Annotated in this window: 15 protein-coding genes; 13 read left to right on the forward strand and 2 right to left on the reverse strand. The window is 70.0% G+C overall.

Translation table 11 applies throughout. The features are described 5' to 3' along the window. Positions 1-124: 124 nt before the first annotated feature. From BFN33_RS40035 to BFN33_RS40045, 3 genes are read left to right on the forward strand one after another with little or no spacing between them, the layout of a single operon-like run. Complete coding sequence (locus tag BFN33_RS40035; RefSeq protein WP_256123001.1) at positions 125-1,441, forward strand: cytochrome P450; 1,317 nt, start codon at positions 125-127, stop codon at positions 1,439-1,441. Then, entirely contained in the window at positions 1,438-1,626 is a 189-nt protein-coding gene (locus BFN33_RS40040) for a ferredoxin (RefSeq protein ID WP_069765130.1), read from the forward strand. The genes BFN33_RS40035 and BFN33_RS40040 overlap by 4 nt, the downstream gene beginning before the upstream one ends. Before the next feature lie 49 nt (positions 1,627-1,675). After that, a complete protein-coding gene (locus BFN33_RS40045; RefSeq protein ID WP_069765131.1) occupies positions 1,676-1,987 on the forward strand; it encodes a DUF1330 domain-containing protein in 312 nt (103 codons plus the stop codon). A 60-nt stretch (positions 1,988-2,047) separates the two neighbouring features. Here BFN33_RS40045 and BFN33_RS40050 read toward each other — a convergent pair whose 3' ends face one another. Then, positions 2,048-2,791 (reverse strand): enoyl-CoA hydratase/isomerase family protein, encoded by a 744-nt coding sequence (locus tag BFN33_RS40050; protein ID WP_069765132.1) that lies wholly within the window; start codon positions 2,789-2,791, stop codon positions 2,048-2,050. Positions 2,792-2,995: 204 nt separating this feature from the next. Here BFN33_RS40050 and BFN33_RS40055 point away from each other — a divergent pair, with 204 nt between their 5' ends. From BFN33_RS40055 to BFN33_RS40085, 7 genes are all read left to right on the forward strand, one after another. Then, positions 2,996-4,591, forward strand: a complete 1,596-nt coding sequence (locus BFN33_RS40055; protein ID WP_069765133.1) for an AMP-binding protein — start codon at positions 2,996-2,998, stop codon at positions 4,589-4,591. 38 nt (positions 4,592-4,629) lie between these two features. Continuing rightward, positions 4,630-5,811: an amidohydrolase family protein gene (locus BFN33_RS40060; RefSeq protein WP_069765134.1), complete on the forward strand. Its 1,182-nt coding sequence runs from the start codon at positions 4,630-4,632 to the stop codon at positions 5,809-5,811. Beyond that, positions 5,808-7,286, forward strand: coding sequence for a FadD3 family acyl-CoA ligase (locus BFN33_RS40065; protein WP_069765135.1), 1,479 nt, complete (start codon positions 5,808-5,810; stop codon positions 7,284-7,286). The genes BFN33_RS40060 and BFN33_RS40065 overlap by 4 nt, the downstream gene beginning before the upstream one ends. After that, positions 7,283-7,552, forward strand: a complete 270-nt coding sequence (locus BFN33_RS40070; protein WP_069765136.1) for a chorismate mutase — start codon at positions 7,283-7,285, stop codon at positions 7,550-7,552. The genes BFN33_RS40065 and BFN33_RS40070 overlap by 4 nt, the downstream gene beginning before the upstream one ends. After that, positions 7,552-8,718, forward strand: coding sequence for an acyl-CoA dehydrogenase family protein (locus tag BFN33_RS40075; protein WP_069765137.1), 1,167 nt, complete (start codon positions 7,552-7,554; stop codon positions 8,716-8,718). The genes BFN33_RS40070 and BFN33_RS40075 overlap by 1 nt, the downstream gene beginning before the upstream one ends. Positions 8,719-8,822: 104 nt before the next feature. Next, positions 8,823-9,149, forward strand: a complete 327-nt coding sequence (locus BFN33_RS40080) for a PaaI family thioesterase (RefSeq protein ID WP_069765138.1) — start codon at positions 8,823-8,825, stop codon at positions 9,147-9,149. A 283-nt stretch (positions 9,150-9,432) separates the two neighbouring features. Beyond that, positions 9,433-10,653, forward strand: a complete 1,221-nt coding sequence (locus BFN33_RS40085) for an RNA-guided endonuclease TnpB family protein (protein ID WP_069765139.1) — start codon at positions 9,433-9,435, stop codon at positions 10,651-10,653. 35 nt (positions 10,654-10,688) lie between these two features. Here the strand turns inward: BFN33_RS40085 and BFN33_RS40090 are convergent, their stop codons facing one another. Continuing rightward, positions 10,689-11,726, reverse strand: a complete 1,038-nt coding sequence (locus tag BFN33_RS40090; protein ID WP_069765140.1) for a ferredoxin--NADP reductase — start codon at positions 11,724-11,726, stop codon at positions 10,689-10,691. Between the two features lie 76 nt (positions 11,727-11,802). On the opposite strand from BFN33_RS40090, the gene BFN33_RS40095 reads away from it, so the two are divergent. From BFN33_RS40095 to BFN33_RS40105, 3 genes are read left to right on the forward strand one after another with little or no spacing between them, the layout of a single operon-like run. Further along, positions 11,803-13,227 (forward strand): class I adenylate-forming enzyme family protein, encoded by a 1,425-nt coding sequence (locus BFN33_RS40095; protein ID WP_069765141.1) that lies wholly within the window; start codon positions 11,803-11,805, stop codon positions 13,225-13,227. Next, positions 13,205-14,110, forward strand: coding sequence for an acyl-CoA dehydrogenase family protein (locus tag BFN33_RS40100; RefSeq protein ID WP_069765142.1), 906 nt, complete (start codon positions 13,205-13,207; stop codon positions 14,108-14,110). The genes BFN33_RS40095 and BFN33_RS40100 overlap by 23 nt, the downstream gene beginning before the upstream one ends. Next, complete coding sequence (locus tag BFN33_RS40105; protein WP_069765143.1) at positions 14,097-15,194, forward strand: acyl-CoA dehydrogenase family protein; 1,098 nt, start codon at positions 14,097-14,099, stop codon at positions 15,192-15,194. The genes BFN33_RS40100 and BFN33_RS40105 overlap by 14 nt, the downstream gene beginning before the upstream one ends. The last annotated feature ends 13 nt before the right edge of the window (positions 15,195-15,207 follow it).

A 15,207-nucleotide genomic window follows, 5' to 3' on the forward strand; every position in this document is an offset into this window, starting at 1 on the left:
AGGACCGCCATGGCCGCACCAGACTGGGATTGTCATTGCCGTGTGTGAAAACGCCCTTCTCACCGCTGTCCGGTGTTGGTAACTTCCCTACCGGATAACGCCGATGAAGGGAGCCGTGCCGGCAGTGACGGACGATGAGACGGACTTCGAGGCAGTGGACTTCTTCCGCGACGAGAGCGTCGTCGCGGACCCGTACCCCTATTTCGACGCACTCCGCGCGCGCTGTCCGGTGCAGCGCGAGAGTCACCACGACGTGGTCATGGTGACCGGCTACGACGAGGCCGTACGGATCTACAACGACACCGAGGCGTTCTCCGCGTGCAACGCGGTGAGTGGGCCGTTCCCCGGATTCCCGGTGCCGCTCGAGGGCGACGACGTCGGCGGGCTCATCGAGGCGCACCGCGACGAGCTGCCGATGAGCGACCAGCTGCCGACTCTCGACCCGCCGGTGCACACCGACCACCGGGCGCTCCTCATGCGGCTGATCACGCCGAAGCGGCTGAAGGAGAACGAGGAGGCCATGTGGCGCCTCGCCGACGGCCTGCTCGACGATTTCCTGGAGGGCGAGGGCGTTGCAGTCCCGGGTGAGTTCGTCAGCGGGTTCGCCGGGCCCTTCACCTTTCTCGTCATCGCGGATCTGCTCGGCGTACCGGAAGGCGACCGGGCGGAGATCGCCGCCCTGCTGCGGCACGGTCCGGCGGGCGGCGGTATCGGCAGTACCGGAGAGGACACCCTCGACCGCAACCCGCTGGGGCATCTGTACGAGCGCGTCGCGCGCTACATCGAGGACCGGCGCCGTGCGCCGCGCGAGGACGTCCTCACGGGCCTGGCCACCGCCACCTTTCCCGACGGCAGGCTGCCCGAGGTCACGGATGTCGTGCGGGTCGCCGCGAACCTGTTCGCGGCGGGTCAGGAGACCACGGTGCGCCTGCTCGGCTCCGCACTCAAGCTCATCGCCGAACAGCCAGAGCTGCAGGCCGAGTTGAGAGAGCACCGTGACCGGGTGCCGCTCTTCGTCGAGGAGGTGCTGCGCACCGAGAGCCCGGTGAAGGGCGACTTCCGGCTCACCCGCGTACCCGTCACGGTCGGCGGCGTCGGTCTGCCCGCGGGCACCACGGTGATGCTCCTCAACAGCGCGGCGAACCGCGACCCACGCCAGTTCGACGACCCCGCTGCGTTCGATCCCGCGCGCCCCGGAGTCCGCCGCCACATCGCCTTCGGGCGCGGACCGCACACCTGCCCGGGAGCACCGCTGGCCCGCGCGGAAGCCCGGGTGGCCATCGAACGGCTCCTCGACCGCACCACCGACATCCGGCTCTCCGAGAACCATCACGGCCCCGAGGGCGCGCGCCGCTTCCACTACGTACCGACCTTCATGTTGCGCGGACTGACCAGGCTGTTCCTGGAGTTCACGCTCGCGCCCCCGCAGGAGGCCGCGTGAAGGCGAGCGTCGACGACGAGCGCTGCCGGGGCCACGGCATCTGTGAGCTCGCCTGCCCGGAGGTGTTCACCCTCACCGATGACGGCTATGCCGAGGCGCGTGAGGGCGAGCTGCCGGCCGGGACGGAGGCGGGCGTGAAGATGGCGGCCGGGTCCTGCCCCGAGCGCGCCATCACGGTGACCTGACGGTCCGCCTGTAATTCCCTTACCTTCCCCCGTACCAAGAGAGGTCCGTATGCCCAAGGGCTATGTCATCGTCACTGAGGCCATCAAGGACCAGGCCGGCATGGAGGCCTACGGCCGCGCGGCTGCGCCGTCCATGGCCGAGGCGGGCGCACGCGTCCTCGCGGTCGACGCGAGCCCGCAGGTCCTGGAGGGCCAGTGGCACGAAGGGCGCACCGTTCTCCTGGAGTTCCCTTCCGTGGAGGCTGCCCAGGCCTGGTACGAGTCCGCCGCGTATGCCGAGGCGAAAGTGCTGCGGCTGGCCGCGGCCGACTGCAACGGCGTGCTGCTCGCGGGGTTCGAGATGCCGCCGCGCCAGGGCTGACCCTGCCGCGTCGCCCTGCCCCCGCGCATGGTCCCCGGCCAGGGCGATGGCGTGCCGCGCTCAGGGGCGGCGGCGCAGCACCTGTTCCGCGGCCTCCCAGTGCTCGTCCGCCACCCACAGCTCGGCGAACGCGTCCACGGCCTCCTGGGCGGAGACTCCGCGGACCACGCGCTTGATGCTCGCCGCGGGACGGTTGGCCAGCGAGGCCGCCAACTGACGCCAGCTGTCGGCGAATTCGGCTCGCGGTAGCACCAAGTCGACGAGCCCCAGCCGCTCGGCCTCGCCCACATCCAGGATCCGCCCCGTCCCGGCCAGCAGCAGCGCTCGTCCCGGCCCGACGAGCGTCGCCAGCCGTTCCGCGCCGCCCCACGCCGGCATGATCTCCAGGCTGACCTGGTTGAACCCGATCCGTATGCCCTCCGCGGCCACCCGGATGTCGGCCGCCACCGCGATCTCGGCGCCGCCGCCGAGGGCGTGCCCGTTGAGCGCGGCGATCACCGGTGCGGGGAAGTCCGCGATCCGATCGCAGACGTCGCGCATCCGCCGGGCCATCTCGGCGGCCTCCTCATGAGTGCGCAGGGCCGCGAGCTCCTTGAGGTCGCCGCCGGAGACGAACGCGCGGTCTCCCGCCCCCGTGATGACCAGCGCCCGCGCCCCTTGTGCTGCATCCAGGGTCTTCTCCAACTCGCCCATGGTGTCCAGGGAGATGGCGTTGCGGGCGTGCGGGCGGTTGATGGTGACGACCGCGACCGCGCCGTACAGCTCCAGCTCGACCGTCGCGACCGCGCCGTCCAGCTCGACCATGCGGAACCTCCGTACCTGTGGCGTCGAGGATATTGGCATTCTCAGTAAGCGGAAATAGCATATCCGGCGCCGGGGCGGACCGGTCCAGGGGAAGATCCGACCGCCTGGGCCACGCGGGCGGCGCCCTGCCCGCACTCCCGCACCGCCCGCCCATCGTGACCCGGCCCGAGATCCGGCCGCCAAGTCGTCAGGGGAGCGTTCGCCATGCCTGCCACGGTGCCGTCAGAGCTGTCGTACACCTTCCGTGAGATCCCGCCGGAGCTGGTCGCCCGCTACGAGGCGGAGGGCTGGTGGACCCGCGACACCATCGGCGACCTCCTGAGTCGAGGGCTCGCCTTCGCTCCCGACGTCGCCTTCCGCGTGCATTCGCAAGTCCGGCCGTACGAGGGCACGTTCGCCGAAGTCGAGCGTGTCGCGCGGAGGTTGGCGGCGGGGCTGCGCGCTCGGGGAGTCCTCCCCGGCGACCGGATCGTGCTGCAGCTACCGAACTGGATGGAGACCGCGGCCGTTTTCTGGGCCTCCGCGTTCCTGGGTGCCGTCGTGGTCCCCGTCGTCCACTTCTACGGGCGCAAGGAACTGAGCTACATCCTCGACGCCACCCGCCCCAAGGTCTTCGTGACCGCCGAGAAGTTCCGCCATCTGAGCTTCGACCCGGAGGTCTGCACGGACGTGCCCGTCGTGGGTGTGGTGGGGCGTGACTTCGACGACCTGCTGTCCGGCGAACCCCTGACGGGCACCGCCCCCGTGGACCCGGACGCGCCCGCACTGATCGCCTTCACCTCGGGAACCACCCGTGATCCCAAGGGGGTTGTCCACAGCCACCGCACGCTCGGCTTCGAGACGCGACAGCTGGCCGACCTGTATCCGGCCGACCGCGGCGACCAGCTGACCGCCGCACCCCTCGGGCACTTCATCGGCATGATCAACGCGCTGCTCATCCAGGTGCTCGACGGAATGCCGGTCAACATGACCGACGTCTGGGACCCGGGGCAGGCGCTGCGCCTGATCCGCGAGGAAGGACTCGCGGTCGGCGGGGGAGCCGCGTACTACATGTCGAGCCTGCTCGACCACCCGGACTTCACCGCCGCCGACGCCGCCCGCCTGCCTTACGCGGGCCTTGGCGGCGCCGCGGTCCCCTCACCCCTCACCACGCGCCTGGAGGCCCTCGGCATCACGGTGTTCCGCTCGTACGGATCCACCGAACACCCCTCGGCCACCGCCACCCGGGTCAGCGCGCCGGCCGCCAAGCGTCTGCACACGGACGGCGATCCGATGCCGGGTGTGGAGGTGCGCCTGGCCGACGACGGGGAGATCCTCACCCGCGGCCCCGACCTCTGCCTCGGGTACACCGACCCGGACCTGACGGCGGCCGTGTTCGACGCGGAGGGCTGGTACCGCACCGGCGACATCGGCGTGATCGACGACGACGGCTACCTCACCATCGTCGACCGCAAGGCGGATGTCATCATCCGCGGTGGCGAGAACATCAGCGCCGTCGAGGTCGAGGAAGTGCTCCTCGGCCTCGCGGCCGTCGCCGAAACCGCCGTCGTCGCCGCGCCCGACGCACGCCTGGGCGAGCACGCCGCCGCGTTCGTGCGCCTGCGCCCCGGCCATGCGCCCCCTTCACTCGACGAGGTGCGCGCTCACCTCCAACGTGCCGGTCTGGCACGGCAGAAGTGGCCCGAGGAACTGCACGCCGTCGAGGAGTTCCCGCGCACGGCGAGCGGCAAGGTCAAGAAGTTCGTGCTCCGCGGCGAACTCTCGGCGAAGGCGCGCGCGGACATTGCGGCGGAAGGTTGATGAGAATAGCATTCTCGTAATCAGTGAAGGAGGATCTCATGCCCTCGCGCGAGCTGCCGTATCCGCTCTTCGACGCGGACAACCACCTCTACGAGACCGAGGAGGCCCTCACCAAGCACCTGCCCGAGCAGTACGCGGGGGCGATCCGGTACGTCCAGGTCGACGGCCGGACGAAGATCGCCGTCCGGGGTCAGATCAGCGAGTACATCCCCAACCCCACCTTCGAGGTCGTCGCGCGGCCCGGTGCCATGGAGGAGTACTTCAAGGTCGGCAACCCCACCGGCAAGACCCGCCGCGAGATATTCGGCGAACCCATGCGTGCGATCCCGGCCTTCCGCGAACCCGGCCCGCGCCTGGAGCTGATGGACGAACTCGGCATCCAGCGCAGCCTGATGTTCCCGACCCTCGCGAGCCTGATCGAGGAGCGGATGAAGGACGACCCGGAGCTGATCCACACGGTCATCCACGCGCTCAACCAGTGGCTGCACGAGACCTGGTCCTTCAACTACGAGGACCGCATCTTCACCGTCCCGGTCATCACACTCCCGATCGTCGACAAGGCGATCGAGGAGCTGGAATGGGTGGTGGAGCGAGGTGCCCGGGCCATCCTGGTCCGTCCCGCGCCCGTGCCCGGCCCCGGCGGCATCACCCGCTCGTTCGCCCTGCCGGAGTTCGACCCGTTCTGGGAGCGGGTGGTCCACCACGACCTGCTCGTCACCCTGCACTCCTCCGACAGCGGCTACTCGGACTATGCCAACGACTGGGAGGGCAACCAACGGGAGTTCCTGCCCTTCAAGCCCAACGCCTTCCGGCAGATCAACGAGTGGCGGCCGATCGAGGACGCCGTCTCGTCCCTGATCTGCCACGGCGCGCTGAGCCGCTTCCCGGCGCTCAAGGTCGCCGTCATCGAGAACGGCGCGTCCTGGGTCGAACCGCTGCTCGACCGCCTGGCCGACGTGTACAAGAAGATGCCGCACGAGTTCCCGGAGAACCCGGTCGACGTCTTCAAGCGCCACATCCACATCAGCCCCTTCTGGGAGGAGGACATGGCCGCGCTCGGCGACCTCATCGGCATCGAGCGGGTCCTGTTCGGGTCCGACTACCCGCACCCGGAGGGCCTCGCCGACCCGGTGACCTACGTCGACCACCTGGCGAAGCTGAGCGACGAGGACAAGGCCAAGGTCATGGGCGGCAACCTGGCCCGCCTGCTCGGCGTATGAACACCGCGAGCGCGGCGGGATGGGCGAGGTGGGGCACCATCCCGCGGATGGCGCTCAGCGCCGCCGAACGCTTCGGTGACGCCGAGGCGGTCGTGGACGGCTCCACGCGCCTGACCTTCACCGAGCTCGCCGAGCGCATCCGCGGGGCCGCCGGGGCGTATGCCTCGGCGGGCATCGGCAAGGGCGACCGCGTGGCCGTCTGGGCGCCCAACTCGGCCGCGTGGATCGTGGCCGCGCTCGGTGCGGTCACCGCGGGCGGCGTCCTGGTGCCGGTCAACACCCGGCTGCAGGAGCAGGAGGCCGCCGACATCATCGGGCGCAGCGGAGCGAAGCTCGTTCTTGTCCAACAGGGCTTTCTCGGGCGCGAGTTCACCGCGCCGGACGGCATCCCGGTGATCGACCTCCGCTCGGACTTCCTGGCGAGCGGATCGCCGTACGACCGCGCATCCCGTCCCGATGACATCGCCGACGTCATCTACACCTCCGGCACCACGGGCCGCCCCAAGGGCGTGCTGATGACGCACCGGCAGACGCTGCGCCTGTACGAGGAGTGGTGCCACCTCGCCGATCTGCGCGAGGGCGACCGGTATCTGGTCGTCAACCCGTTCTTCCACACGTTCGGCTACAAGGCCGGCATCATCGCCTCGCTGATCCGCGGCGCCACGATCCTCCCCGTGCCGGTCTTCGACATGGACCGGGTGGTGGAGCTGGTCCAGCGGGAGAAGATCACGATGCTGCCCGGGCCGCCGACCCTCTACCACTCGCTCCTCGAAGCGGTCGGCAAAGGAAACGACTTGTCCTCGCTGCGGGCCGCCGTGACGGGAGCCGCCGACATTCCCGTGGAGCTCATCCGGCGCGTGGGTACGCAGCTGCCCTTCCGGTCGATCATGACCGGGTACGGGCTGACCGAGGCCGGGACCGTCACCGCCTCACGCCCCGGCGACTCCTTCGAGTCCATCGCCACCACCGTCGGCGCCCCGTGCGACGGCGTCGAAGTGCGCATCGCCGAGGACTGCGAGGTCCTGGTGCGCGGCTACAGCGTCATGCAGGGCTACCTCGACGACCCGGCGGCCACCGCCGAGGCCGTCGACGCCGACGGCTGGCTGCACACCGGCGACCTCGGCACGCTCGACGCGGACGGACGGCTGCGGATCGTCGGCCGCAAGAAGGACATGTTCATCGTCGGCGGATTCAACGCCTACCCGGCCGAGATCGAAGGCTTCCTCCTCGAGCATCCCGCGGTCGCGCAGGCCGCTGTCATCGGGGTGCCGGACGAGCGCCTCGGCCAGGTGGGCAAGGCGTTCGTCGTCACGCGTTCCCCCGTATCGCAGGAGGACCTGCTCACCTGGAGCCGGGGGCGGATGGCCGGGTACAAGGTGCCCAGATCCGTTGAGTTCCGGACCGAGCTGCCGTTGAACGGGACCGGGAAGGTCATGAAGGACCAACTGCACATCGCCAAGGGAGGACCGCAGTGACGACACACGTGGTCGGGACGACCGGGCGCGGCAATGCCTGCGCCGAGCTCGCCGCTCTCGACGACCAGATCATCGCGCTGCTCGCCCGGCGCCGCGAGCTCGCCCAGGCACTGCCCATGCCCCCGGGCCCGCGCGCCGTCGACCCCGGCTACACCGGCGCCGTACGCGACACGACCCTGCGCTATGTCGACGGGCTCGGCAGCGGAGGCGAACTCGTGGCCCGGTCCGTGCTCGTGCTGTGCCATCCGGACGGCGAGCGGGACTGATGGACTTCGAACTCGGCGAACAGCAACGGGACATCCAGGCGGCCGTCCGCGATCTGGCCCGCACCTACGCTCCGGACTACTGGGCGGACCGCGACGAACACGGCGAATTTCCCTGGGAGTTCTACGACGCCTTCGCCAAGGCCGGCTGGCTCGGCATCGCCGTCCCCGAGGAGTACGGGGGCGGCGGACTCGGCGTCCTGGAGGCCTCACTGCTCCTGGAGGAGGTCGCGGCATCGGGCGCCGGCATGAACGGCTGCTCCACGATGCACCTGACCATCTTCGGCCTCAACGTCCTGGCCAAGCACGGCAGCGAGGCACTCCGCCGTGCCGTACTGCCGCACGCGGCCACGGGCGAACTGCATGTGTGCTTCGGCGTCACGGAACCCGATGCGGGCACCGACACCACTCGCATCTCCACCTTCGCGCGCCGCGAAGGCGACCACTACATCGTCCACGGCCGCAAGGTGTGGATCACCAAGGCGGGCGACTCACAGAAGATGGTGCTGCTCGCCCGTACGACCCCGCGCGATGAGGTGGCCAAGCCCACCCACGGCCTGTCGGTGTTCCTCGCGGACGTCGACCGCAACGCCATGGACATCCGGCCCATCCCGAAGATGGGCCGCAACGCCGTGGCGTCGAACGAGATCGTGATCGACGGTCTGAAGGTGCCGGTCAGCGCACGGATCGGCGAGGAAGGGCAGGGATTCAGGTATCTCCTTGACGGCCTCAACCCCGAACGGATCCTCCTCGCCCACGAGGCCCTGGGCCTCGGCCGGGCCGCCCTCGACGCGGCGACCCGTTACGCGAGCGAACGGATCGTCTTCGAGCGGCCGATCGGCCAGAACCAGGGCATCGCCTTCCCGCTGGCCGAGGCCCTGACCCGCCTCGACGCGGCCCGGCTCATGGCCCGCAACGCCGCCTGGCGCTACGACCGAGGCCTGGACTGCGGACGCGAGGCCAACATGGCCAAGTTCCTGTGCGCGGACGCCGGCTTCCAGGCCGCGGACCGTGCCGTGCAGACGCTGGGCGGCATGGGATACGCCCGCGAATACCACGTCGAGCGCTACTTCCGGGAGTCCCGGCTGCTGCGCCTCGCGCCCGTGAGCCAGGAGATGGTGCTCAACTACGTGTCCCAGCACGTGATGGGGCTGCCCCGGTCGTACTGAGGGTCAGGCCCGGACTCGCATCTGTCGCCGGTGTCCATCTGCCACCGGCGTCAATGACTCTCGGGGCAATCGACCACGGAGTCGGTCCCGGCCACCGTGGTGTCATGGCCTGGGACCCAACCCGCCCCGCCGACTTCCTGGCCGCCATGCCGTTCGCCAACGGACTGGGAATCGACATCACGGGGGCGACCGTCGAGCGCGCGAGCGGCACCCTGTCCTGGTCCTCCGACCAGTGCACGTCCGGCGCGCCGCTCCCCGGCGGTGTGCTGATGACTCTCGCGGACACGGTCGGCGCCGTGTGCGCCTACCTGAATCTGCCGCAGGGTGCCGACACTTCGACCGTCGAGTTGAGGCAGTGGCCCGCCCTCTGCACATCGGGCGATCCTTCATCGTCGTACAGACCGATGTGTTCGAGGTGGCGCACGCGCTGACGCCCGGGCGACGTTCACCTCTTGCGAGGAGGCCCCGGCGTTCACGCCGGGGAGGAATTGCATCCGAGGGGGCGCGACGCGGAGCGTCGCTGCATCCGGTTCAGGGCGCGGAGCGCCCGTACCGCTGCCGACATCACCGAGGTGATGCGAACGCGTGTGCCTGTGATCGCTGGTGGGGGTGGTGGTTGCGGGATGGGGGTGCGTTTGTGCGGCTGTCGTACGTATGGCCCTTCGGAAGGTAGGGGACGGCACGGGGTTCCGGCCGGAGCCATGAGGGGGCGAGATGGCGGAGGCGAAGGCGGCTGCGGAGGCCGGGCATGCCCGATACACCTACCGGCTGCGCGTGTCGGCCACAGCCCGCACCGCCCTGGCGGCGGAGTGGGGCCGATGCCGCTGGGTGTGGAACGAATGTGCTGCCAAGTCCACGGCCGTACACCTGCACAACAAGGCCACCGGCCAGAAGGCCACGTGCGGCCCGGCTCAGCTCGACCGGATGCTGACCGAGGCCCGTGCCCGTACGCCGTGGCTGCGTGCGGGCTCGTCGGTTGTCCAGCAGCAGGTCATCCGTGACTTCGGCCGTTCCCGCGCCAAGGCGCACAAGGACATCCAAGAGCGCCTGCCGATGGCGCGCCGGGCCGGGATGCCCACGTACATGAAGAAGCACGAAGCGCTGCCGACGCTCAACTACACGCGGCGCGGTTTCCGGTTGAAGGACGGCCGGCTGCATCTGGCGGGCGGCATCGTCGTGGCGGTGGTGTGGTCGCGGGAACTGCCGGCTGAGCCGTCCTCGGTGCGCGTGTACCAGGACAGTCTCGGGCACTGGTACGGCTCGTTCGTCGTACCCGCCCAGGTCCAGCCCCTGCCGCAGACCGGCCACACGGTCGGCGTCGACTGGGGCGTGAAGGAGACCGCGACCACCACGTCCGACGCGCACGACCTGCCGCACGCCGAGTACGGCAAGAAGGCTCAGACCAGGCTGACGCGGTACGACCGGATGATGGCCCGCCGCAAGCCGAAGAAGGGACAACCGGCATCGAAGGCCTACCGCGAGGCGAAGAGACTGCGGGCGAAGGCGTACAAGAAGGTCGCCAGGCAGCGTGCGGACACCGGCCGCAAGTGGGCCAAGAAGGTGGTCCGCGACCACGACGCCATCGCGGTCGAGGACTTCCGTCCGAAGTTCCTGGCCAAGACGACGATGGCCCGCAAGGCCGCGGACGCCGCCATCGGCGCCACCAAGGCCGCTCTGATCGAGATGGGTCGCAAGCACGGGCGGGACATCCGCCTGGTCCATCCCGCGCACACCACGATGGACTGCGCGCATTGTGATGCGAGAGCCAAGCATCGCCTGCCGCTGGGTGAGCGCACCTACACCTGCACCGCGTGCGGAGCCGTGTCCCCACGGGACAAGAACTCCGCCCGCGTGATGCTCGTCCGGGCTGGTCTCAACCCGGCTGGTGCTGATGGCGCAAGACCTCCTGGAGCGCAGCTCCAGGAGGCAGCCTGAGCCAGGAATCCCCTTCCCATCAGGGAGGGGAGGATTCAATCGTACTCGACCGTCACCGACGGCGTTTCGGGTACCCCCTGGCAGGTGAGCACATAGCCCTCCGCCACCTCGTCGTCCTCCAGTACGTCATTCACTCGCATGCGCACCGACCCTTCGGTGACCTTTGCCATGCACGTGGCACAGTTTCCGGCCTCGCAGGAGAACGGTGGGGTCAGGCCCGCTCGGCGGGCGGTCTGCAGCAGCGTCTCGCCGGGGTGGGCGGGCACCGCGACCCGTTGGTTGCCCAGACGGATCGATATGGTCCCCGGCGCCGCGGCCGTCGGAGCGGGCGGGGCGGGCGGGGTGGCCGTCGCGGTCGGAGCGGCGGCAGGAGCTGCCGCGCCGAACCGTTCGCTGAACAACTTTCCGCCGCCCGGAAGCGCCGACTCGACGAGTTCCATGAAGGGCTCGGGGCCGCACACGTACACGTCCGCGTCCCCGTCCGCACCCACGAACTCCTTGACCCGGGCCTGATCCAACAGGCCCTGATCCGCGTCCAGATGACGTACGACTGTGAGCCTTCCAGGATAGCGCAGCACCAGCTCGTCGAGGGCCGAGGCGAAGATCATCGCGGACCGCGTACGGTCGGCGCACAGCAGCCTGACTTTGCGCCGCGTACCGGCGAGTGCGCTCTTGGCCAGCGAGAACACGGGCGTGAGGCCGCTGCCGCCGGCGAATCCGAGCAGCGGAACCTCGGTCTCGCGCAGGCAGAACCGCCCCCGGGGCTGGGTGAGTTCGAGCTTGTCGCCTTCGCGTGCGTGGTCGCGCAGCCAGTTCGAGACCTTGCCGCCCGGCACCCGCTTCACCGTGGTCATCAGCTCGCCGTCCGTCTCCGGCGCACTCGACATCGAGTACGAGCGCAGCAGGTGCCGCCCGTCCACCCGCACGCGGAACGTGCAGAACTGCCCTGCGCGGTAGGAGAAATCGCCACTGTGCGGACGGAGCGTGTACGTGGTGGTGTCGGCGGTTTCCCGGACGATCCGGGTGATCGTCGCGCGGTGGAAGGCAGCAGGCGCGGGCGAGGGGGTCGGCACGGGCGGCCTCCTTCTGGTATGAAAGTTCTATCTCTTCGAGAATAACGTTCTCGCAGTCGAGATGGGAGCCTCTCACATGCAGACGTCCGGCGCGCAGGATGAGGCGGCCCTGGCCTTCGAGGAGGAGACGTACAGCCGCGGCCGGCTCGAGTCCCTCGCCGGCTCACTCGCCGCGACCCTGGTACGCCGAGGGGTGCGCGCGGGGGAGCGGGTGGCACTCATGTCCTCGAACCGGCCGGAGTTCGTGGTGGCCGTCCATGCCGTGTGGAAGGCGGGAGCCGCGGTCGTCCTCATCAGCCCGGCGTGGAAGAGGACCGAGGTCGAGCATGTCCTGGCGGTCACCCGCCCCGCCGACGCGCTCGGCGACCAGCAGGTGCTCGCCGACCTGATGCCCATGCTGCACCTGGACGAGGTGACCCTTACCGGTGACGGCGCGGGGACGTTCTCCCCGCCCGATCCAGCAGCCGATGCCATCCTCGTCTTCAGCTCGGGCACGACCGGACTGCCGAAGGCCGTACGCCACACCCATGCGTCGTTCGCCGCGGCGACAAGGCACTGGACGGACGCCCTCCAACTCACCGGGCAGGACCGCCTCCAGGTGACCACCCCGCCCTCGCACATCCTCGGCCTGCTCAACATCGAGACGGCGCTCGCCGCCGGTGCATGGGTGCGGCTGCATCGCCGCTTCGATCTGAACCGGGTCCTCGAACGGATCGAGAAGGACCGGATCACCGTCGAGATGGCCGTCGCGCCGATCGTCCTGGCCATGGCGAGGCACCCGGACCTGGAGTCTTACGACCTGTCCTCGCTGCGGTTCATCATGTGGGGCGCGACACCCGTGACGGCCGGCATAGCCGAGGAGGTCACCCGCCGTACGGGGGTCGGCTGGGTGCCCGCCTACGGGGCGAGCGAACTGCCCGTCATCGCCTGCAATCCCCTTCAGGGCGCGCGGCTCGACAGCGTGGGGCGGGCGGTGCCCGGCGTGCGGGTGCGGGTCACCGACCTGGAGACGGGACGCGTCCTCGGGGTCGGCGAGACCGGCGAGATCGAGCTCAAATCGCCGTCCCTGATGGCGGGTTACCTGCCCGCCGAAGCGACCCGCGAGGCCTTCCGGGGCGGCTGGTACCGCACCGGTGACGTCGGGCGCGTCGACGCCGACGGCTGGCTGTACCTCACGGACCGCTCCAAGGAGATGATCAAAGTCCAAGGCTTCCAGGTTGCGCCGGCCGAGGTCGAAGGCGTGCTCCTCGGCCATCAGGCCGTGGCCGACTGCGCCGTCTACGGCGTATCCGGCGATGAGGGTTCGGAGTCCGTGATCGCCGCCGTCTCCACGCGCGCACCGGTGACGCAGGGCGACCTGATCGCCTACGTCGGCGAACGCCTGGCCACCTACAAACGGCCGCACGAGGTCGTGTTCGTGGACGAGATACCCCGCCTTCCGTCAGGGAAGGTCCTGCGCCGAGTGCTGAGGGAGCGTCATGGACGCACGGCTGACCAGTGAGCAGCAGTGGCTGAGGGAGGCGGCCGAGAAGCTGTCCGCGGACCTCGGACCGGGCTCGGTCCTCGACCTGGACGGCGAAGCGCGCCTCGCCCGCCTGGAGAAGGCCGTCGCCGACACGGGCTGGCGCCGGCTGCGCTCCGACGGCGCCTCCGGAGTCGAAGTCGCCCTGGTCGCCGAGGAGTTCGGGCGCGGCCTGATCGACGTGCCGTATCTCGGTCCGGTGCTCGCGGACGAACTGCTCCCGGCCGCCGTGGAGGACCGCACCGCCTGGACGCTCGCGGTGCACGGCGAGGCCGTTGACGCGCGTGGCATGCGACGCGCGGTCGAGCTGCGGGACACCATCCCCTTCGCAGGGACTTTGGGGGACGCCGTACGCACCGCTGATCTCACGCGCTCGCACAGCGAACTTGTGGGCGCACCGGAGCCGCTGCCCGCGCTCACTGAAGAGCGAGCCGCCCGCTTCCACGCCCTCGCACTCGTCGCGACCTCCGCCGACCTGCTCGGAGCCGCCCGCGGAGCACACGCGCTGGCCTGCGAATACGCCAAGATCCGCGAACAGTACGGACAGGCCGTCGGCTCCTACCAGGCCGTGTCGCACCCGCTCGCCGAGGGCCTCGCCCTGATCGAGGGCTCCACCAGCGTGCTGCGGTACGCGGCCTGGACCGTAGACGCGACCGGCCCGGAGGAGGCGCTGCGATCCGCCCGTGTCGCGAAGGTCTACTGCGCACGCGCCGCGCGCACCGTGTGCGAGACCGCGATCCAGGTGCACGGCGGCATCGGCAATACCTGGGAGTGCCTGGCCCATGTGTATCTGCGGCGCGTGCTCACGTCGAGCGAGCTGTTCCCCGTACGCCTGGAGGAGATCGACCTTGGACTATCGTGACGCACCCGAAGAGGCCGCGTTCCGCGGCCGGTTGTGGACCTGGCTGGCGGACAACGCTGCGAGGTTCCCCGCCTCGGGCTCCGGCGAGGACTACTGGGCACGGCAGGGCGACTGGCACCAGGCCCTGTACGCCGCCGGGTTCTTCGGCCTCACCTGGCCGCGCGCGTACGGCGGCCACGAGCTGCCCCCGGTGTACGACGTGATCCTCGACGAGGAACTCGCCCGCGCCGGAGCCCGCCCGCGCCCCAGCCTCGGCTATCTCGTCCAGGGCCTGGGGCGGCACGGCAGCGAGGAGCTGCGCCGCCGGTTCCTGCCCGGCATGATCGACGGAACGGAACGCTGGTGCCAGGGCTTCAGCGAACCCGGAGCAGGCTCCGACCTCGCCTCCCTCACCACCACGGCCACACGCGAGGGCGACACGTACCTCCTCAACGGCCACAAGATCTGGACCAGCTACTCGGACGTCGCCGACTGGTGCCTGATGCTGGCTCGCACCGATCCGGACGTGCCGCGCCACAAGGGCATCTCGGCGTTCGTCGTCGACATGCACCAAGAAGGCATCCAGCAGCGGCCATTGAAGATGGTCAACGGGGTCACGAGCGAATTCGGACAGCTCGTCATCGACGGCGCGCGAGTCCCCGCGGACCGCATGGTCGGCGCCCCCGGTGAAGGTTGGGCCCTCGCCATGACTGTGGTCGGCCATGAGCGCGAACCTGCCGAACTCGGCTTCACCGCCCGCTACGGCAAGCTCGTGCGCGACCTCGCCCGGCGCGCACCGGAGGCCGAACCGTCCGACGAACTGCGCTGGGCGGCCGTCCAGGCCGAGATGCTCCGGCTCCACCTGCGCCGCCGCCTGTCCGAACGACTCGACGGCGTTCACCACGGACCCGAGGGCTCCCTCGACAAACTCCTGATGACCTGGGTCGAACAGGATGTCGGCCACGCCGCGCTCGCCGTCGGCGGCACCCGCGACCCGGAGCTGTTCGCCGAGTACCTCTACAGCCGCTCCCAGAGCGTCATGGGCGGCACCTCGCAGATCCAGAAGAACATCATCGCCCGCCGGATCCTGGGACTCGGGGGCTGACATGGCCGGCGTG

It is taken from the genome of Streptomyces sp. LUP47B, from assembly GCF_001746295.1.
Lineage (GTDB): Bacteria > Actinomycetota > Actinomycetes > Streptomycetales > Streptomycetaceae > Streptomyces.